This window comes from Synechocystis salina LEGE 00031 (assembly GCF_015207985.1).
GTDB lineage: Bacteria > Cyanobacteriota > Cyanobacteriia > Cyanobacteriales > Microcystaceae > Synechocystis > Synechocystis salina.
The window spans coordinates 13613-34735 of sequence record NZ_JADEVV010000045.1 but is presented as its reverse complement, the minus strand read 5'-3'; the positions used below and the strand labels follow the sequence as shown (position 1 = coordinate 34735).

The following is a 21123-nucleotide window of genomic DNA, read 5'->3' as shown; positions in this document are numbered from 1 at the left end:
TCTCCCATCAAGACCCTGAACCGGCTATGGCTTCCCTTCGTCAGCATCACCGCCGCCTTTATGCCCTTGAGTTTACTCTCCAGGTCTATTCCTACGAGTCCTCTTAAACTTTTGTCAGTCAATCAGTAATCGGGCACGTTCAAAACAAATATTAAAAGATCATTCGGGTGCCATTGATGATTACACCCAAGTTATAAAAATTGATCCTAATTGTATTGATGCCTATAATAATCGAGGATTATCCAAGCAAGGATTGAAAGATTATAAAGGTGCCATCTCTGATTTCAGTAGCGCTATAGTAACTAATTCTCAATCTGCTGTTGCTTATAATTTCAGAGGGTTAGCAAAGAGTTATTTGGGAGAGCACAAAAGTGCTATTGTCGATTTTAGTAAAGCTATAGCGATTGAGTCTAGTGATTTTGCAATTTACAACAGTATAGGAATAGCAGAGCATTGTTTGAAACAATATATTGGTGCTATAGGAGATTACGGCAAAGCAATAGAAATTAATTCTCAATTTGCTATTACCTATAATCGTAGAGGAGTAGCAAAACATTATTTGGGAGATTATAAAGGCGCTATCGCTGACTACAATAAAGCATTACAAGTTAATCCTGATTATACAGAGGCAAAAGAAAACAAAGCGGTTACGGAATCAAAAATAGGTCGGCAATGGAGGTTTTGGTAACATTATCACTGATTCCAAGTGTCGTTCTCATAAGTTTAAAGATTGTAGCAAGCAACAATTTTCAATCTATTTTGCTAATTACAGATAAAAATATGTCAATCACCTACGAACAAGATTTAGTACTTTGGGCCAGGACCACCGCACAATTATTGCGGGAGAAACGTTGGGAAGCGATTGATTTGCCCCACTTAATTGAGGAGATAGAGGATTTGGGCAAAAGTGAGCGCAGTGCCATAGGTTCGCAAATGGAAAGGATTATGGTGCATCTGCTGAAATGGCAATATCAACCCCAACGGCGATCAGACAGTTGGCTTGATTCTATCAATGATGGCCGCTCCCAAATCCGCCGCAAAATTGAAGACAGCCCTAGCTTACGCAACTATCCCGAAGCAATTTTAGAAAAGGAATATGCCAGGGCGCGGCGGGAAGCCTCCAGGCAAACGGGGTTAGCTCTGAATGTTTTTCCTGAATCATGTCCCTTTGCCATTACCCAAGTGTTGGAAGATTGACTACCAGAAACCAAGGCAAACTAATTGCTGATCGCCGGGGAGCAATGGGTCCTCGGAATCCGCTAAGGTTAGGAACGTATTTTGTTTGACAGGAACTGAGCCGAACTATGGGAGCTATCCAAGCCATTCGTGGAACCCGTGACATTTTGCCCCCGGAAACCAACTATTGGCAGTGGGTAGAGGCGATCGCCAAAGGTATTTTAGACCGGGCCTTGTATCAAGAAATTCGTACGCCCATTTTTGAGCAGACTTCCCTATTTGAGCGGGGTATTGGGGAAGCCACAGACGTGGTGGGCAAGGAAATGTATAGTTTCACCGACCGGGGCGATCGCCCTATTACCCTAAGACCAGAAGGCACAGCAGGGGTGGTGCGGGCCTATATCGAACAAAATTTACAGGCCACTGGAGGGGTACAAAGACTGTGGTATACCGGGCCCATGTTCCGCTACGAAAGACCCCAGGCCGGCCGGCAACGACAATTTCACCAATTGGGGGTGGAAGTATTGGGCAGCGCTGACCCGAGGGCCGATGTGGAAGTGATTGCCCTAGGCACCGACATTTTAAAAGCTTTGGGATTGAGTAACCTTTCCCTGGCGCTGAATTCCGTTGGCAACGGTGGCGATCGCCAAAGATACCGGGAAGCATTAATCAGTTATTTGACTCCCTTTAAGGATGAGCTAGACCCAGACTCCCAAGACCGACTGGAGCGCAATCCCCTCAGAATTTTGGATAGTAAAGCTAAACGTACCCAGGAAATTGTTCAGGATGCCCCCAGCATTTTGGATCACCTAGGGCCAGATTCCCAGCGCCACTTTGACCAAGTGCAACAACTGCTGACGGATTTGGGCATTGCCTACCAACTCACTCCCACCCTGGTGCGGGGCTTGGATTATTACACCCACACCGCTTTTGAAATTCAATCCAGCGATCTGGGGGCCCAGGCCACCGTTTGTGGCGGCGGTCGTTACGATGGCTTAGTGGCGGAATTGGGGGGCCCGATTACCCCTGCTGTAGGTTGGGCCATGGGATTGGAGCGATTAATTATCCTGTTGCAACAAATGGCTACGCCCCCTGTTCCCGGCCCGGACTTTTACATCATTTCCAAAGGAGAAAAAGCGGAACCCCAAGCCCTAATTTTGGCCCAGCAATTACGCCAACAAGGTTTCACTGTCGCCTTAGATCTGAGTGCCAGCGCCTTTGGCAAACAATTTAAACGGGCTGATAAATCCGGGGCGATCGCCTGCTTAGTGCTGGGGGAAGGGGAAATGGCAACGGGCACAGTACAGCTTAAATGGCTGGCCAGTAAAGCCCAGGAAACCTTGCAGTTAGAGGATTTAATGGGGGACATTACGGAACTCAAACAACGTTTAGCGGGACATAGGGAAAAATAACCCTACCTCACCTCCAACTTTTCTGTGACCTGCCATGACCCCATGGACAATTTGGTTTAAAACCGACGATAACCCCAGTTGGCAACCGCTAGATTCCTGCCGTTCTCTGCCCGTAGGCCATTACCGCCTAGCGGCCCGTCTGCCGATCCCCCACAAACATCTGCAATGGCGCTGGAAGTTTTTCTCTGCTAACGGCAAAGTAGAAAACCACGATTTCCAAGGCCGCACCGATCAAGAAGGTCTAATTTCCCTGTTGGATTTACACACAGTTCAACCGGGAACCTGGCAACTGAGCGCCCAGCCTGACTTATTTGATCAACTCTGTGGGGAAAATTGGCAAATCCGCTTTCAATTCCAAGTTGTTACCCCCGCCATGGCTACGGTTACAGTGCCCAAATTGAGTGCCGAACCGGAGAAATCAAAGCTGGAAGTGGGTAATAGTCAAGCAGATGGGGAAAATAATGCCATTGTGCCCCATCCCCTGCGTCCTATGGTGGTGCCGGAGCTTGATCCAGAGCCGTTGCCGACATTGCAGTGGAGCAGAAAAACGAGGGTGAAACTCACTGAAAATAGGATGACGGATTCCAGCAGTCCCCTAGAGATATTAGAAACAGAAGCAACCAACGAGGAGCAAGTTCTAGAGCCAGAAGTGCTCATCACTCCGGCGATCGCCGCCCAAGAAGAGATCATTCCAGCCGGAGTAGAAGAAATGCTAGAACCTGGAGCTTATCAAGAAACAGAAGAAATAAAACCGGCAGAAGTGTCGATCCACCCAATAATTGCCGAAGATGAGAAGACAATCCAAAAGGAGGAGCCAGAGGAAATCCTAGAACCGGTAATAGCTACTATAATGGCGATCGAAGATGAAAACGAGCAACTGTTAGAGCCTGTCGCGACTGCCCCATTGAGCACCGAGGCCCCGGCTGATGCTGATAAGGAGAAATCGGGCCAGTTCACCCCATTCCGGTCTGTGAGTTACTCTGTTGAGCTAATCTACCCAGAACTGGCAAATCCGATCCAGGTGGACATTACGGTTATGGTGGACGAGAATCGCCGCCCTGCGAATCTGAATTTGCCAGACCCCCGTAGGATGATCAGTTCTTTGCATCGACAGCCTAACAAGTCCCGATCGCCTCTGCCCCCCAAATTAACGTCTACAGTGGATTAATTTCAAGGATAAATGGGGGGAAATTGAGTTCAAAATTGGAATTGTCCAACTCAAAAGCAGATCTCTGTAATATTGCAGAGAATACCTTGAATTAGTGAATTGCCGCCGGACCGGTTGTAATAATCATCGTTATTACGGTTGTTATTGTACCGATTAGCTTCGGGACTATTGGCAATTTCATTCCTTACATTTTCAAAGGTACTGCCTGCGATGACAGCATTGCGATAACCCTGTAGCCCTTCTGAGTCAGCGTTACGGCCTAGGTATTCTTGGTAGACCACATCTAATGCTTGCTTGAAGTCTTGACTATTAACCAAATCCCGACGAGCTTGGGCTAAGGAATAATTGGAATTATTTATAAATTGATCATAATTCCTTAACTCACTGGCACTGGAGTTGCGTCCCAACACCTGGATATACATATCATTGAATTGCCGCTGGTGTTCGGAATTATAACTTCCTTGGTTGTAGTTATCCCGGTTGTTATAATTACGATTGCGAGCTTCGGTACTGTTGCTAATCTCATTCTTGATATCAGCCAAGCTTTGGCCATTAACAATTAAGTTACGGTAACTTACAAGGCTGGTGTTATCAAGATTTCGTCCCAGATATTCCCGATAGAAATTATTAATAGATTGATAAAATTCTTCACTATTAATTAGGTTTTCACGAACCTGTATCGAAGACCAACCTTGACTGTTCATGGTTTGGGTAAAGTCCCGGATTTCATTACTGGTGGCATTGCGTCCTAACACTTGCAGGAACAGATTGTTAATTTCCGACTCACGATTATAGCGAATATTAGACCGCCTATTATTATTGTTATTGGCTTGATAGCGGAAACTGCCATAGTTGGGGCAATTAATAACATTATTGTTCCGCAGACAGCTAATCTCAGTCGGGCGGGAATTATATCGGTGATTGTTATTAACTTGATAACGGAAACTGCCATAATCAGAACAATTAATTACATCACGGGTTCTCACGCAGTTAATGGTTTCAGATTGCGCCATTGCCGGAGCTATGCTAGTCAGAGATAATAGTAAGAGAGTAGCTGTAGATAAAGTTAAAGTTTTCATTGATAAAATACCAATTCCTATGTCTTGATCTTGACAGATGAGTGGGTTATTTATCGTTGGAATTGTACAAATTGATTGACTACAGTAGCAAATGCATTTAAATGTTGAAAATATAGCCTTAACAATCCAGGGCAAAATAATAAATAATGCGAATCCCTAACCTAATTCCAAACAGGCCAAGCCGTAAATGTCCTCCAAAGGAAGTTGGGGAGGATTGCCCTTATACATACGTAGATTTAACAAGGTCAGTTCAAAGCCCCGTTCTTCCAACAGATAAATGGCATCCTGATTCACCTCTGGCACGTCAATAAATACTGGCCCCTGGCGATCGCCAAGTAACACGTCCAACAAAGCCCCAGCTAAAGCAGTGCTATCCGCCATGAGGGGTCCCAAACGCCAACCTTGGGGAAAACCATCTTCATCGTCGGGCAACAGACAGGGACGAATGCGGCCGTAACCACAGCAATCCCCCTGGTTGTCCAAAATTACCATCACTTTTCCCTCCGGCCTTCCCAACCATTCGTGGAGGAACAGGGGTCGAGGGGTAGCTTCGTGGCGGGCGTCATAGGCTTGCACTTTGGCTTCCGTTAATTCATCCCCAGCCATCAGTTGATAACCGGAGGGCAAATCAGGCGCAAAACTTGGCCGCACACAGGAACGGCGATCGGCGGGGGGTAAACGGTAACGGCGGGTATAGTAAGCAGGACGAAAACCCCATTTTTGATAATCTTCCACCCTGGCTAGGGCCGCTTCCAGACCAACACAACTGACATTTTCTAAATGGGCGATCGCCGTTTGCCAGAGGGCGACCCCAAAACCCCGGCCCCGATACTCTGGTTGGACGAGAAATAAACCAATAAAACCGTAGTTTTCGTCGTAACGAATGCCTGCAATGCAACCCACGGGCGTTCCTTGTCATTCCCCCACCCAAACGCCGCCGTTATCGGTGTCATAAAAAATCCCCAGATCTCCTATGCCTGGGCAAAATCCTTCCTGCTGAGCCCAACGGATCACCAATGGGCGATCGGCAAGTTCCATGGGACGAATTAAGTAACTCATAGATTAGGGCAAAACAAGAGTTAAGGATTTAATCACGGTGCTACTAGGGCGATCGCCATTATTGTGAGTTATGATTTTTAGGCGATCGCTTAATAATTATTTGTCTTTGCATAGGCAGAAACCATCATAGGCATTGCTAATAACATTTCTGAACTAAACAAAGAAGCTAACCGAATGACGGCAAACCTTGTAATTCAAGATAACTTTTGTTCCGTTACAATTCAGCGATTTATTAGCTCGGCTCATCATCTACCTTACAAACTTTAGGGGAAAGAAACTCCTGAAGAATTGGTACGACCAGTACCTCAAACTGAAGGAAATCATTTCTATTACGTCGTTGCATACAAACCCATTCACAGAATTGATTCTTGCTAAATTCGCTAATGATATTTTCCCCACCATAGTCTGTTGGTTTGTTGCGCTTCTGATAAAATCTGTCTTCAAACAATTCAGATGGCAAAAGATTTTCAATACCTTTAATCACTTTAGTATTGTCAGAGTTCTGAGGTATGCAGCGACTTAAGAGCGAACCAACGTCTTCAGCCTTTTTTCCTGTATCACAATCGTAAAGAAGTAGCACTCGTCGTGGAAATCGACTTTGATTATTCTCTAAAAACTTACGAGCAGCGTCTAAGTTTGTGTGACCACCACCTTTTGAACCTTCTCTCCCTGACTTGCCAACCTCATCAATTTCCAACTGTTCTAGAAGATCACTATGTCCTAATAACTCTAATGCTGTTTTAAGATAAGTAACATCTGTCCATCCCTCTGTTAACACTAAAGGTTTAGATGCTCTTAAGACTTGTTCTTCAACTGAATTTTCAAAAATCTGAGTCTGACAATAATACTCGAATGACTTTAAAAACTCCTCAAACCTCTCGGTACTAATTTTTTTACCCGTAGGCATTTCTAAAATCTGAATACCATTAGAACCAAATTCACGTTCCATACCGAGTAAAAAAAGTGGCGCATGCGATGTGATAATAAATTGCACTTTTGGAAACAGTTTAACTAGTTTGGGAAGAACTTCATATTGCAAGTCTGTGTGCAGATGAGCATCAATTTCATCGATCAAAACGATTCCCTTGATTTCACTCAAGTTAATACTTTTTTGAAGATCGGTTCGATCCGCATAACGGATAATCGTAGCAAAGAGATTAAAGAGTAAAGCCTGTCCTGCTGAGAGATGGTTTAGCGATGGGATAATAACACCATTTCCGAGACGAATTGAAACCCGTCCATGCACTGCATTTCTATAATTTAAAATTAGTTCGGTCTTTTCATCCTCAAGAATTGCACGAATTAGTCGTTCAATATTCTGCCGTCCTGCCTTGAACCACCACTTATCTTGAATGTTTGATTTTGCTTGCCAATGAAACTGTCTACCCTCAGGTGTAATCGGCCCTATCACGAAGTCTCCATCTACAAGTGAGTCAAGAAAAACATCCATTAACCATTGCCGATTATCTTCAGCAGCCCGTTCAACAATTAATGGTTTTCCGAGTACTCCTGACATTCGTCGATCATTACCAAATATAGGTTGATCTCCCACTGCACTAAGATTTAGCCAATGGGGACGCTCATGACGAGAGGACGGAAAAAAACAGACTGCTCCATTTTGGAAAAAAGCCTCAATCTGCTTCTCGTCTCCTGTAACTACCTTATGAAATGGTTCGTTCTCTTGCCAAGATTTCACAGACTCAAATCGACCTTTCAGTTTTTCAGAATAATTTTGCGAATCGATTTGCCCTACTTTTTCTACATAACAGAATTTACTATCTGCATCCGAGAACTCCAAAAGACTGAGACTATTTCCAGATAGAGAGTGTGTATCTCCACCGCTAGTTAGTTTAAAAAATGGGCTATGACCGATCTGTTGACCGATAGCAATATCACTAAACTTCTTCTTCGCTAATGGGAGCATCCCACTTTTGCAAAAGTCTTACTGGGCAAACTGTCAAGCAATTCTCAAAGCCTTATTCTGAAACGCATCCAAGTATAAGTATTTATACTTAAAATCATTGAGCTGGAAAAAATGGGATGCACCCTCGCTAATTCTGCTAGTGCATCAAGAATATAGGCTAAGAAAATGGTTTTTCCTGTTCCATTTTTACCTACCAAAATTAATGGCTTTGGATTTCCTGCGGTATCTAGATCCAATGAAACATCAAGTGCAGTAATTGGTCCAACATTTTCAATCAGGCATTCGCGGAGATACATTTCAGATATTTAAGTTGTTTTTGACAAAGTAAGTATAAGTCATATTTTCATACATTTTTAACGATATATTTTCTAATAGGCGATCTCTACTGTGAGTTGTGGTTTTTAGGCTATCGCCCCCGTGAGACGAAAAAAGCGGAGATTCAAGTGCTTACGAGAAAATAGGGTTAATGAGGTAATCAGCTTTAATCAAGAGTTTCTGGATTGATGCCTAATTCCCGCAGTTTTGCCGCTAATTTTTCTGCTTTTTCTTCAGCCTGAATCACTTTTTCTTCTGGATTAGGCAACAGTTTTCCTTGAAGATCCCACCACCGTAACCAAGGCAATTCCATATTTTGATAGGTTCCCTGCCAAATACCTAACGCAACTTGTAATTCTGGAATTTCATAGTGTCCATAGGCGTTCGGATTCATTAATTCATAGTGGCTACCGATCAAGTAATATAGCTCAACACTTGCCTTTTCCACCTCATAGATCCCGTAATAAGCCGGACGAATCACCGTTTCGTAGATCCAAAATTTGCCAGTCCAAGGGGTGCGATCTCGTTCCTCAAAACCATCACCAGAAACGAACTCTAAAACAATCTGCGGCGGGATGATTTCTTGCCATAACACATAGGAGCGTCTGCCCTTGCCATTTAGTAACGGCGGCACATTCGGCACATAAAACCAGTCTGGGGCTTCGGCTACCCGCTGTGGTGGTTCGGTTAAACGCCAATAAATCCCGCTATCTTGACCGATGGTGTACTGTCCGTCAGTATGAATTTGATCCAAGACTGGACGGATCGCACTAGTGAGCAAAATACTTTGGGGATGTTCCTGAAAATTCTTCACGAAAGTACCATCTTCACAAGGAAGCTGGGTGTGATCGGGCAGGGGCGTAAACGTTTCTTTGGCAAGCATGGGACTATGCTCCTTGGTGGTTGCCTAATTTCCCCTAATCCTAGCTAATTAATGTCTTTGGCGTAGAAAATTTAAGAGCTTTTTGCAATTGGCAGACATTAGGGCGAAACAAGAGTTAAGGATTTAATCACGGTGCTACTAGGGCGATCGCCAAAGTTTAATTCCGCCAAAATTAGTTGGACAACGACCTCGCTAAAATAACTGGGAAAACGATGCATTTCCTGGGCATGGTCCAATAAAAAAGTGTGGTAATAACGCCCTAGGGATTTTTCCAGTTTGATGAGACTATGAAAAAAATCGGGTAATTCTTTAAGGCGATGGGGATGATTTTGCTTGAGGATATTTAAAAAGTGGCGAAAATGGCTACCTTCATCCTGTACCAAATGTTGGCCAACTCTGGCAAAGGTTTTACCAAAGGGTCGGTAATATTCCCTTAGGTCTCGACGGTAAGATAACATTGACCCCAATTCATCAAACACCAGGGTACTAACAATAGTGAATTCGTCTTGCAAAACCCAAGCAATGGGTTCCAAGCTAGGCGATCGCCGATGAAAATTGTTATCCACTGCGGTGGTAGTTAAACCGGATAAAGCACTGTAAACCCGGCTCAAAGCTTGATAATGTTTTTGTTCATCCCCCAACCAGAGGGGCAATAGCGCTAAAAAATTGGCTGATAATTCCCGTTGGCGGGACAGCAAATAATTGTATAAAAACTGGGCATCCCCTTCAGAATAAACATCTCGACTAAGGAGAATAGAAAAATCTTCTTTTAAATTATTGTCTAAGTTATCAATAATATTTTGGGATAATCGATAACCGATGGGAATTAATTCATCCACCTCCCAACAATTTAAACAGAGTGTAGGGAGATACTCTATGGGCTGATCTTCCAAACAAATAGATTTTATCATCAATCCTATATCCTCAATTTTCGGACTAACCACCTAACCCACTGACAAAAAATCTGCCGCCACAATATGGGGAATGATCAGACAGTGACGCCCCGTAATGCGAGCCTTGTCCCCCCGCAAAATAATCCCTGCAGCCGTATCATCAATGACCCAACTACCAACCATGTAATAGTAATCAAAAGCTTGGGGTAGTTCGATATATTCTTGGATAATAAAACCCTCTTCCCCATAACCGTAGCTAGGACGTTTCTCCACTGATCCAGCCCCCAATTCAATGGAAATACCAATGCCCTCCATGCCTAAAAGGGGTTTACGAACATGTAACCCTTCTAACAATAAACGGGTCGCTTCGAGGGAAATATCACTTTCAAAGTAAGTGGGTAATAAATATCGAGCGTATGGACTATCTTTAAATTGTTGCCAAATCAGGGCCATGGCCCCTTTATTGGATAAAACTTGCTTCCATAGGGGTTCAATGACTTTGGCATCCCCCACCGCTAAACGTTGAGCCAGGGCTTCCGTACAACCGGCATTGGCCATGTCATTTTGTAAATCTGACCAATCATACATTTTCCACAAAATGGGAATTCTTTCGTTGGCATGGTCGATAAAATAACCATCTTCATCTAGACCCAAACCCCTCTGCATTGGTTGTCCCCGTTCATCTTCTAAGCCCCGCAAATAAACCAATTGGGTATAGATATTTGCATCTACTTCATCGTGAAGAATTTGGATTAATTGCATGGCCATTTCACTGTCTTCTTCTAGTTGTTCGTCCACTAAAAAAGAAATGCCAGTGCGGAGTAAATCATATTCTTCATAAATCCGTCGCCATTGCCCCGCCGTTCTTTCCCAATACTCATTAAATTGGCTGGCATTTTGGGGTAAAGCATAGGCTCCCTGGTTATGGTTGCGTTGGTAATCCACTAACCAATTCCATTGATATACAGTTTCAGCCCCCAACAGGGGCGTTTCCCCATTAATTTCGATTAATTTAATCTGGCCATCGTCGGTCACCACCAAGTCAAAGCGGGTGGCTAGGCTCAAATCTTCCACCGGATCGGTGCGATGCCAACTGTTTTTCAGGGCAGGCCAATATTCAGGGCGAATTTTCAACTGGGCCAACCTGCCATCAATGGCGGGGTCATCCTCTTCGTCAAAAAACCAATCCAGAAATTCCACACACATTTGCCATAGTTGTTCACTAGCTTCGGCGATCGCCGTTTCTTCCCGGGGGCTGAACTGAATGGCAAAAGGTTGGGGCAGGGCTTCCACCCAATATTGCTGGGCCGCATCACTCAGCACATCCGCTTGATAGGCATTTTCCTGGATATGCTGACGCCAACGGGGACGACGGCTAATTTTGATTGGTTGCATTATTTACCTCCCCGGCCAGTGCCCTTAAAGGTAGAACCAAAGCCCTTATTACTACTACGCCCAGAAATGGTGCCCTTGGCAGCGGTGCCCGCAGGTCGGGGAGGAGCGGGGGCCGTGACCGCTTTGGAGGTGGAAACTTTGCCCGTGGTGGTGCGGGGCACAGTGACTCCATTGGGGGTGATCAACTGGTCTGGATTTGTCCCCCGATAGACAATGGATGGTTGTAATACCCTTCGTTGTACACCGCCGGAATAAATGTAGGTGTAACTGTTGCCGTAGGGATAAAAATAGGCCCCCCCAAAGACTGGACGGTAACCACTGGTGTGATAGCCGCTGGGGGTGGGTTCACAAATCACGCCATCGGTTTGACAATCGGCTCGACTGCCATAGACTGGGGCATTGCGTTGGTGCTCTTCCTGGGCCGCTTTCATTTGGGCCTCACATTCCTCAGGACGAATGGGAGGCGGACTTGGGGCATTGGGTAATTTGCCGGCTTTGTGAGCCTCCACCAAAACCTGATACTCCTTGGCCTGATTGGTGGTGTCTGTTTTACATTCCGCCACACTGGTGTAGTAAAGAGCTTCGATTTTTTCGTTATTGCCTGCCCCACTACCCTGGTTCGTTTTTGGGTTATTGCCTTTGCAACTGGTGCTAACCATGGCCAACACCGCCACCATGGCGAGATATTGCCTGACTTGTTTGCGGTAAATGGGCCGAGAAATGTTGCCGGGGAAATGATTGGGGTCCATGGCGATCGCCGGGGGATCAGTGGTGATGGGATTATTGTATTAAGATTTTTCTGCAGTAAACCGATTAGCAAAAATTATTTACGAACCAGTTGCAGGCATTGGGGAGTTTAACCAACATTGTGCCCAATTCCCCCGCAAAAAAAATTAAGCTTGATTAAGTTGCTAGGCTATCAACAAATGGATTTTTCCCTCGGGAAAATTTTCCAGCCCATGCCCAATACCTTGAGTGAATTATGGTGCTAGACGAACAAGCAAAGAAAACTCTCCTACGCAAAATTCCCCACGGGCTCTACGTCTGTGGTGTTAAGTCCGGAGACGAAGCCAACGGTTTCACCGCTAGTTGGGTAATGCAGGGCTCCTTTGAGCCCCCCCTGGTGGTTAACTGCGTGCGCACTGACTCCATTTCCCATCGGCTGTTACAGGAAAGTGGTCAATTTGCTCTCAGTTTCCTGGCGGCGGATCAAAAGGATGTGGCGGCGCAATTTTTTAAGCCCCAACGACGGGTGGGGGACAAGTTTGAGAACTTTGACGTACTTGATGCCCCGGAAACCGGTTGCCCTGTGCTCAAAGATTGCTTAGGCTACGTGGAATGTCGGGTGGTGGGGTCGGTGGCCCACGGCGATCACACCGTTTTTGTCGGCGAAGTGATTGGCGCCCAAGTTTTCAATGAAGGAGAACCTTTATTGCTGGAAAGTACCGGCTGGAACTACGGCGGTTAGTCAGGTTAGTGATTTTGCCAAGGATTTTCCTTGGTCGCTAAAAGGAATCAACAGGAGTCGTTAAGGCTGAATCAATATGCCCTCAGTCCCCCACCGCCTCTAACCAGTGCTCCTCATTGGCACTTAGTAAATGCTCGGCCGCCTCCATTAGGTCGGGCATTAGCCCCTTAATGTCTTTTTTGTTTTCTAGATAAGTTCGCAGGGCAACGAGGGGATCAAGGGCAGAACCAACTCCCAATTCTGGCAAGCGGGGCCGGGCCAACTGGCTCACTAATTCTGGGCGGATAGTGTAGGAATGGCTTGGTTTGAGGGCCTCTTGTAACCGGCGATTATCTATTTGTTCCAACTGTTCAGAGCGGATTTGGTAAATTAGCCGCATCACTGCAGCATCGATGTTGGTTTGATTAATCGCAGTCAAAAGTTCTGTCTGGGGATCTTCCGCTTCGGTCACGTCCACCTTAATAGTTTTAAAGGGCCGGGCCGGCAGGACACAAAACTGCCAATCAACTTTTCCCTTAGTAATCTCTAGCCAAACATAACCCTTATCTTCCTTTTCTTCGCCAAAGTCCACCCTTTCGATGCTGCCAGGATATACCACGGGGGGATTGTTATGAGGATTGAGATTTTGATGTTTATGGACATGGCCCAGGGCAACGTAATCAAATTCGGATCGATTGATCAAAGCCATGGGAATGGTAAAACCTTTACCTACGGAGAGGGTTTTTTCCGCCCCAAAGGTGGCCCGGTCTGCCATTAAATGGGCCAGCAAAATAGTTGGGAGTTGGGGGTCTAAGCTCCGGACTTCCGCTTCTAAAATGGGCTGTAACTTTTTCAGCAAGAGCAAATTAATTGCTTCTAGGGACAATCCCTCCGTTTCCGGCCTGGTCAACAGGGTAGAACGGGTCAACCACGGCAGGGTAATAATTTGCAGGTCTCCATTCGCCGTAGGAATTAAATGGGTAGCCAGGCGATCGCCAACAATGAAGCCGGGTACAGCTAGGGTGCGATAAATACATAAACTAGCTCCCCCACTACCCTGGGAATGTTGGTCATGGTTTCCCACCAACAGCACCGTAGGAATATTGGCATCCGCTAAACGACGAAATTCCGCCGCAAACGCTTCCTGAACGTAGGGGGGCGGGGTGGCATCGGGGAAAGCGTCCCCCCCAAATAAGACCACATCGGCCGGTTCGGCGATCGCCCGGTCAATGCAAAGCCTGAGACTATGGATGAAGTCCTCCAGTCTGGTATTCAGTCCCGTGGCCGGATTAATGTGCCCATGGGAAAAACCACTGCCTAGGTGAATATCAGAAAGATGCAGGACTTTTAACATGGCAATGACTCTCTAACAACAAAAAAGGGAAGACTTTAAGTCCTCCCTTCATCCTATGGCAGTGGCCCGCTGGGGGGCCTAATTATTCAACGCCAGGGGCAATTAATTCCCTTGTTTCACCGGGGATGACCACCACTTGGTTATCTTCACCAATGTCCACCAGGGCCTGACTGCCTTCCTTGAGACGACCAGAGAGGATTTCCTCTGCTAACACATCTTCCAACAGGCGCATAATGGCCCGACGGAGGGGACGGGCACCGTAGGCAGGGTTGAACCCTTCTTCCACAATGCGCTCCTTGAACTTGTCGGTGACCTGGAGAGAAATTTCTTTTTCCACCAACCGAGCAAACACATCCCGCAGCAGGATTTCGGAAATTTCCTTGACTTCCTCCTTGTTCAATTGACGGAAGACGATGATCTCATCTAAACGGTTCAAGAACTCAGGACGGAAGTAGTTTTTCAACTCTTCATTCACCAGGGAGCGAATGCGATTGTATTGGGACTCCGCCTGGTCATCGGCAAAGTCAAAGCCTAAACCACCGCCACCTTTTTCAATCACCTTGGAACCAATGTTGGAGGTCATGATCAGCAGGGTATTTTTAAAGTCCACTGTGCGACCTTTGGCATCGGTAAGGCGACCATCTTCCAAAATTTGCAGGAGCATATTGAAGATGTCCGGGTGGGCTTTTTCAATTTCGTCGAACAGCACCACAGTGTAGGGACGGCGGCGTACTGCTTCCGTTAACTGGCCACCTTCGTTGTAGCCCACGTAACCCGGAGGAGAACCAATCAATTTAGAAACGGTGTGACGTTCCATAAATTCAGACATATCCAAGCGGATCATGGCTTCCTCGGAACCGAAGAAGTAGGCCGCTAGGGCTTTGGTCAGCTCGGTTTTACCTACCCCAGTGGGACCGGAGAAGATGAAGCTCGCAATGGGACGGTTAGGATTTTTCAGCCCCACCCTGGCCCGACGGATGGCCCGGGACACAGCCTTAACCGCATCTTCCTGTCCAATTAACCGTTGATGGAGGGTGTCTTCCATGTGCAACAGTTTTTCCGACTCCGATTCTGTCAGCTTGTTCACCGGCACCCCAGTCCAGGAGGCGACAATGTGGGCAATTTCTTCAGAGTTGACTTCCGGTTCACCACTATCCCCTTCTGCTTTTTTAGAAGAGGCGATCGCCCGGATTTGTTTTTTAATTTCGTCTTCCCGGTCCTTGAGTTCCCCAGCCTGCTCAAAGTCCTGGTTGCGGACAGCATCATCTTTTTCTTTAAGAATTTGCCGTAGTTCCTTATCTAACTCCTTGGCGGCGGGGGGCAATTGGGAATTAATCAACCGCACCCGAGAACCAGCTTCGTCAATCAGGTCGATCGCCTTATCGGGCAGGAAGCGGTCGGAGATATAACGGTCGGAAAGTTTGGCCGCCGCTTCTAGAGCTTCGTCCAAAATTTTCAGTTTGTGGTGCTGCTCGTAGCGTTCCCGCAGACCGTAAAGAATCTCGATGGTTTCTTCCACAGAGGGTTCCCCCACCATCACTGGCTGAAAACGGCGTTCCAGGGCGGCGTCCCGTTCAATGTGCTTACGGTACTCATCGAGGGTGGTGGCCCCAATACATTGCAATTCTCCCCGGGCTAAGGCGGGCTTGAGAATATTGGCGGCGTCGATCGCCCCTTCGGCGGCCCCGGCCCCAATGAGGGTATGAACTTCATCAATCACCAGGATGATGTTACCGGCCTGGCGGATTTCATCCATGATTTTTTTCAGCCGTTCCTCAAATTCCCCCCGGTATTTGGTGCCCGCCACCAAAAGACCAATGTCCAGGGTGACGACCCGTTTTTCTTCGAGAATGTCGGGAATATCTTTGTTGGCAATGCGCTGAGCTAGACCTTCGGCGATCGCCGTTTTACCAACCCCTGGTTCCCCAATTAGGACAGGGTTATTTTTGGTGCGGCGTCCTAGGATTTGGATAACCCGCTCAATTTCTTTCTGGCGGCCCACCACGGGGTCTAACTTGCCCTCCCCGGCCATTTGGGTGAGGTTAGAGCCAAACTCGTCTAAGGTAGGGGTTTTGGTGCGGCCAGAGGATCCTCCTCCAGCGGCCACCTCGGCGGTTTCCCCCAACATGCGGATCACCTGGGTGCGGACTTTGGAGAGATCAACCCCAAGGTTTTCTAAGACCCGGGCAGCTACCCCTTCCCCTTCTCGAATCAGACCCAACAGCAAATGTTCGGTGCCGATATAATTGTGGCCCAGTTGCCGTGCTTCCTCGAGGGAAAGTTCCAGCACCCGCTTGGCCCGGGGAGTAAAGGGAATTTCCACGGCCACAAAGCCTGATCCCCGCCCGATAATTTTTTCTACTTCAATGCGGGCATCTTTGAGATTAACCCCCATGGATTTGAGAACTTTGGCGGCGACGCCAGTCCCTTCGCCAATCAAGCCGAGCAGAATTTGTTCCGTGCCAACGAAGTTATGTCCGAGGCGACGAGCTTCCTCCTGAGCAAGCATGATTACTTTAATGGCTTTTTCCGTAAAGCGTTCAAACATAACCTGAATCCATCACCTCAGCGTGCCCTGTGTATTGCTGATTCTAACATAGCGCTTTTATTGTGCTGTTGCCCTGGGTACAGCCGTGGATGTAGGTTTAACGGTGGAATGGCGAATTGCGTCTGTGGGGTTTTCCCCACCTCAACCTTCGTAATCCTATCTCCAAACTCCCCGTTTTTGGCCCTGACAACTAACAGAATTAGGGGGCATAGAGCAATGGGGGATCTCCGTTTCGACTAGTTAAATGATGAAAAATATTTTGGCGATCGCCGTAATCACTCCCTAAAAGCAACCAAACCAAAATCCCATAATAATCATGGGGCAAATAATTCTGGTCAAAGTTAAAGCTAACTACACCCTATGGCCGGGTTGCCACACAGGCGCTACTTTCCAACACTGTCCGCCGGGCCCATTGATCGGCCGCCAAAATGGTTTCTAGATCAGGACTAGCCGTATTTTGGCCAACGTAGAGGTCACAGGTCTTTTCAATCAGACGGGGAATATCTAAAAAAGTGATTTTTTCTTGTAAAAACAAAGCCACCGCCTGTTCATTGGCCGCATTTAACACCGCTGGCATGGCTCCCCCGGCCCGGCCGGCCGCATAGGCTAACATCATGCAGGGATATTTGTCGTGATCCGGCTCCCGAAAACTTAAACTACCAGCTTTAACTAAATCTAAGGGTTCCCAATCGGTGTAAATTCTTTCTGGCCAGGATAGGGCGTAGAGCAGGGGCAAACGCATATCGGGCCAACCCAATTGAGCTAAAACAGAAGTATCTTGTACTTCAATTAAGGAATGGATGATGCTCTGGGGATGGATAACAATGTCAATGTGATCGTAATCCAAGCCAAACAAATAATGGGCTTCAATCACTTCCAAACCCTTATTCATCAGAGTGGCGGAGTCAATGGTGATTTTTTGTCCCATGGCCCAGTTGGGATGTTTCAGGGCATCCTGCACGGTCACAAAGGGTAAACGCTCCACCGGCAAGTCCCGGAATGCTCCCCCAGAAGCGGTGAGGATAATCCGCCTCAATCCTCCCTCCGGAACCCCCTGTAAACATTGAAAAATAGCCGAATGCTCGGAATCCGCCGGTAATAGTTTCACCCCCATTTTTTCCACCAGAGGCAACACCACCGGAGCCCCCGCAATCAGGGTTTCTTTATTGGCTAAAGCAATATCTTTCCCTGCGGCGATCGCCGCCATGGTGGGCAATAATCCCGCACAACCGACAATGCCTGTAACCACACTTTCTGCATCGCCATAGCGAGCCACTTCCACGACGCCCCCTTCTCCCACTGCATATTGGGGTTGATAATCAGTTAGATCGGCCACTGCCACTTTTAGATCGGCTAATTTTTCTTCTCGACGAATCGCAACAATTTCTGGGCGAAACTCCGCCACCTGTTGGGCTAGTAATTCAACATTTCCACCAGCCGCTAAACCAACCACCTGGAAAGCATCGGGGTGATGGGTAACAATGTCCAGAGTTTGGGTGCCAATGGAACCGGTGGAGCCAAGGATAGAAATGCGTTTCACCATTACCGCCGTTGCTTAAGCTAAAACTAATCTTCCCAATCTTACGGGGTTGCAGGCCATCTGAGAAGGAAAAACTCCCCCAGGGTTAAACCGAGGAGGAGCAAAATTATTTATTCTCTTTTTTCTGCTAAGCCAAAACTTAGAAACGAAAAATTAATCCCAATCTACACAGCAACAGAAGTGCGGGAAGTGGCGGTCAGCTCACCTTTAGCATATTTAGCGGCGTAGTCATCCAAGGTCAATTGCTTGATCTTAGAAGCATTGCCAGCGGTCCAGAACTGTTGATAACGGTCGGCACAAACCTGCTTCATATATTTAATGGAAGGCTTGAGGAAGTGACGGGGATCAAAGTTCTTGGGATCCTTGGCAGCGGCTTCCCGGAAAGCGGCGGTGATGGCCAAGCGGTTATCGGTGTCGATGTTCACTTTTCGCACACCGCTCTTAATACCCTTCTGAATTTCTTCTACGGGCACACCATAGGTTTCGGGGATGGCACCACCGAATTCGTTGATCATGTCGATCCATTCCTGGGGAACGGAGGAAGAACCGTGCATTACCAAGTGGGTGTTGGGCAACAGGCGGTGAATTTCTTCAATGCGACTGATAGCCAAAACTTCCCCGGTGGGTTTGCGGGTAAATTTGTAAGCACCGTGGCTGGTACCGATCGCCACAGCGAGGGCATCTACCTGGGTTTTGTTGACGAATTCCACCGCTTCTTCGGGATCGGTCAACAGTTGGGAGTGGTCTAACTTCCCTTCAAAACCGTGGCCGTCTTCCGCTTCCCCTTGGCCGGTTTCTAAGGAACCTAGGCAACCCAATTCCCCTTCCACACTGGCCCCAACGGAGTGGGCTACCTTAACCACTTCAGCGGTTACATTGACGTTGTACTCAAAGCTAGCGGGGGTCTTAGCATCGGCTTCCAAGGAACCATCCATCATCACACTGGTGAAACCATTGCGGATAGCGGAATAGCAAGTAGCGGGGCTATTACCATGGTCTTGGTGCATGGCAATGGGAATGTGAGGATAGGTTTCGACCGCCCCCAAAACTAAATGGCGCAGGAAATTCTCCCCGGCATAGCTACGGGCGCCACGGGAAGCTTGCAAAATTACAGGGCTGTTGGTTTCATCAGCGGCCTGCATGATCGAAATGATCTGCTCCATGTTGTTGACATTGAAAGCGGGAATGCCATAACCATTTTCCGCCGCATGGTCTAACAGCAATCGCATTGGGACGAGAGCCATAAATCCTCCTAAGTTCTATTGCCTAATGTGTATTGGGTTCGCAAGACAAGTCTTTATATGGGTCTCATCTTAGGCTAGTTTCTGTCCCTTGACAATTTTTAATGATCTTTTTTGCCCCGCCTCAGGAAATTTGTGCTAAGGCATTGAAATCAGCCCATACCAATATCCCCACCCTAGTCCATGGATGAATAACCACATTTTTAGGATGGGGAAAATTTTAGGTATTTAGCAATATGACCCACGGCGATCGCCATCGGGGATCAAACAGTTCAAAGGGTAGCGAATACTTCCTTAGCCACCGCAATGGTCTGGTCAATCTGGGCCTCGGTGTGGGCCAGGGAAGGGAAGCCGGCTTCGTACTGGGAAGGAGCGAGATAAATACCCCGTTCCAACATCCCTCGATGGAAACGGGCAAATTTGTTGGTGTCGGCTAGCTTGGCATCTTCGTAATTGCGCACCGGACCGGGGGCAAAAAAAATACCAAACATGGCACTGATGGAACCGCCACAAACTTCATGGCCGGCTTCTTCGGCGGCGGTTAACAAGCCACTTACCAAACGTTTGGTAATTTTATCCAGATATTCGTAGGAACCGGGCTTTTGCAAAATTTCCAGGGTTTTAATGCCCGCGGTCATGGCCAAAGGGTTACCGGACAAAGTTCCAGCTTGATACATTGGCCCTGCTGGAGCCACCATGGCCATAATGTCTTCCCGACCACCATAAGCTCCCACTGGCAAACCACCACCAATCACTTTACCAAGGGTGGTTAAATCGGGGGTAACGCCAAATCGAGCCTGGGCACCACCATAGGAAACCCGAAAGCCAGTCATCACCTCATCAAAGACCAGTAAAGCGCCATATTCTTTGGTCAATTCCCGCAATCCTTCCAAGAAGCCGGCATCGGGGAGAATAAAGCCTGCATTGCCCACTACCGGCTCAAGAATAACCCCAGCGATACTGTCGGGATTTTCCACAAACAAGGCTTTGACCGCTTCCAAATCGTTATAGGGAGCCGTTAAAGTGGCCTTGGTGGTATTGCTGGGCACCCCAGGGGAATCCGGCAGGCCCAGGGTAGCCACCCCAGAACCGGCTTTCACCAGAAACATGTCGGCGTGGCCGTGGTAACAACCCTCAAATTTAATAATCTTTTCCCGGCCAGTGAAGGCCCGCATCAAACGCAACACTGACATACAGGCTTCAGTGCCGGAGTTGACAAACCGCACCATCTCAATGCTGGGCACGGCATCAATGACCATTTCCGCCAGGACGTTTTCCTGGGCACAGGGAGCACCAAAACTAGTGCCCTTATCCAAAGCTTGTTTGAGGGCATTGATCACATCGGGGTGGGCATGACCACAAATGGCCGGTCCCCAGGTGCCCACATAGTCTATGTATTGATTGCCATCTACGTCCCAAATCTGAGCCCCTTCTACTCGGTCAAAAACAATGGGCTGACCGCCGACGGACTTAAATGCCCTCACCGGGGAACTGACCCCCCCAGGCATTAAATGTTGAGCCGCGGTAAAAATTTCTTCTGACTTAGTGGTGATAAAAGGGGTTGCGTTAACCAATTCGCGTCTCCTTTGGGTGTAAAGACTGGCTATGTAAATTTATCGAACCTGTTCCCGCATTAAAAAACAGACGGGGACAACTCCACTGTACAGAATTTTGGTGCCCCGTTGAACA

At 47.3% G+C, this 21123-nt stretch carries 17 protein-coding genes and 1 pseudogene; 5 read left to right on the top strand and 13 right to left on the bottom strand.

Features of this window, described 5'->3' with window-relative positions; all coding sequences use genetic code 11:
• The first annotated feature begins 253 nt into the window (after positions 1-253).
• The 4 genes from IQ217_RS14375 (at position 254) to IQ217_RS14360 (ending at position 3756) form a co-directional block, all read left to right on the top strand.
• Positions 254-688 carry a tetratricopeptide repeat protein gene (locus IQ217_RS14375; RefSeq protein WP_194020473.1) on the top strand — a complete coding sequence of 145 codons (435 nt, stop codon included), beginning with the start codon at positions 254-256 and terminating at the stop codon, positions 686-688.
• 92 nt (positions 689-780) lie between these two features.
• Positions 781-1197, top strand: a complete 417-nt coding sequence (locus IQ217_RS14370; RefSeq protein WP_194020472.1) for a DUF29 domain-containing protein — start codon at positions 781-783, stop codon at positions 1195-1197.
• A gap of 107 nt (positions 1198-1304) precedes the next feature.
• On the top strand, positions 1305-2588 hold the full coding sequence (hisS, locus tag IQ217_RS14365; RefSeq protein ID WP_194020471.1) for a histidine--tRNA ligase: 1284 nt from the start codon (positions 1305-1307) through the stop codon (positions 2586-2588).
• Positions 2589-2622: 34 nt separating this feature from the next.
• Positions 2623-3756: a hypothetical protein gene (locus tag IQ217_RS14360; RefSeq protein ID WP_194020470.1), complete on the top strand. Its 1134-nt coding sequence runs from the start codon at positions 2623-2625 to the stop codon at positions 3754-3756.
• Positions 3757-3806: 50 nt separating this feature from the next.
• Here the strand turns inward: IQ217_RS14360 and IQ217_RS14355 are convergent, their stop codons facing one another.
• The 8 genes and pseudogenes from IQ217_RS14355 to IQ217_RS14320 form a co-directional block, all read right to left on the bottom strand.
• Complete coding sequence (locus IQ217_RS14355; protein ID WP_228025768.1) at positions 3807-4769, bottom strand: hypothetical protein; 963 nt, start codon at positions 4767-4769, stop codon at positions 3807-3809.
• A gap of 222 nt (positions 4770-4991) precedes the next feature.
• A pseudogene (locus IQ217_RS19415) lies at positions 4992-5894 on the bottom strand (GNAT family N-acetyltransferase).
• 232 nt (positions 5895-6126) lie between these two features.
• Positions 6127-7818 (bottom strand): AAA family ATPase, encoded by a 1692-nt coding sequence (locus tag IQ217_RS14345; RefSeq protein ID WP_194020469.1) that lies wholly within the window; start codon positions 7816-7818, stop codon positions 6127-6129.
• Positions 7819-7862: 44 nt separating this feature from the next.
• Complete coding sequence (locus tag IQ217_RS14340) at positions 7863-8114, bottom strand: P-loop NTPase family protein (RefSeq protein WP_194020468.1); 252 nt, start codon at positions 8112-8114, stop codon at positions 7863-7865.
• A gap of 185 nt (positions 8115-8299) precedes the next feature.
• Complete coding sequence (locus IQ217_RS14335; RefSeq protein ID WP_194020467.1) at positions 8300-9016, bottom strand: Uma2 family endonuclease; 717 nt, start codon at positions 9014-9016, stop codon at positions 8300-8302.
• 98 nt (positions 9017-9114) lie between these two features.
• Positions 9115-9927 (bottom strand): hypothetical protein, encoded by an 813-nt coding sequence (locus IQ217_RS14330; protein WP_194020466.1) that lies wholly within the window; start codon positions 9925-9927, stop codon positions 9115-9117.
• Positions 9928-9960: 33 nt separating this feature from the next.
• Positions 9961-11304 carry a glutathionylspermidine synthase family protein gene (locus IQ217_RS14325; RefSeq protein ID WP_194020465.1) on the bottom strand — a complete coding sequence of 448 codons (1344 nt, stop codon included), beginning with the start codon at positions 11302-11304 and terminating at the stop codon, positions 9961-9963.
• Positions 11304-12053: a DUF1190 domain-containing protein gene (locus tag IQ217_RS14320; RefSeq protein WP_194020464.1), complete on the bottom strand. Its 750-nt coding sequence runs from the start codon at positions 12051-12053 to the stop codon at positions 11304-11306. Before IQ217_RS14320 ends, IQ217_RS14325 begins: the two co-directional genes overlap by 1 nt.
• 236 nt (positions 12054-12289) lie before the next feature.
• Between IQ217_RS14320 and IQ217_RS14315 the strand changes: the two genes are divergently transcribed.
• The gene (locus IQ217_RS14315; protein ID WP_190596443.1) at positions 12290-12772 is read left to right on the top strand and encodes a flavin reductase family protein; all 483 of its coding nucleotides are present in this window, start codon (positions 12290-12292) and stop codon (positions 12770-12772) included.
• An 82-nt stretch (positions 12773-12854) separates the two neighbouring features.
• Here IQ217_RS14315 and sbcD read toward each other — a convergent pair whose 3' ends face one another.
• The 5 genes from sbcD to hemL form a co-directional block, all read right to left on the bottom strand.
• The gene (gene sbcD / locus IQ217_RS14310) at positions 12855-14105 is read right to left on the bottom strand and encodes an exonuclease subunit SbcD (protein ID WP_194020463.1); all 1251 of its coding nucleotides are present in this window, start codon (positions 14103-14105) and stop codon (positions 12855-12857) included.
• Between the two features lie 82 nt (positions 14106-14187).
• Complete coding sequence (locus tag IQ217_RS14305) at positions 14188-16653, bottom strand: ATP-dependent Clp protease ATP-binding subunit (RefSeq protein ID WP_194020462.1); 2466 nt, start codon at positions 16651-16653, stop codon at positions 14188-14190.
• A gap of 358 nt (positions 16654-17011) precedes the next feature.
• The gene (gene dxr, locus IQ217_RS14300) at positions 17012-18196 is read right to left on the bottom strand and encodes a 1-deoxy-D-xylulose-5-phosphate reductoisomerase (protein ID WP_228024136.1); all 1185 of its coding nucleotides are present in this window, start codon (positions 18194-18196) and stop codon (positions 17012-17014) included.
• Positions 18197-18357: 161 nt separating this feature from the next.
• Positions 18358-19437 carry a class II fructose-bisphosphate aldolase gene (fba, locus tag IQ217_RS14295; RefSeq protein WP_028949331.1) on the bottom strand — a complete coding sequence of 360 codons (1080 nt, stop codon included), beginning with the start codon at positions 19435-19437 and terminating at the stop codon, positions 18358-18360.
• A gap of 269 nt (positions 19438-19706) precedes the next feature.
• Positions 19707-21008: a glutamate-1-semialdehyde 2,1-aminomutase gene (gene hemL, locus IQ217_RS14290; RefSeq protein WP_194020461.1), complete on the bottom strand. Its 1302-nt coding sequence runs from the start codon at positions 21006-21008 to the stop codon at positions 19707-19709.
• Between the last annotated feature and the right edge of the window lie 115 nt (positions 21009-21123).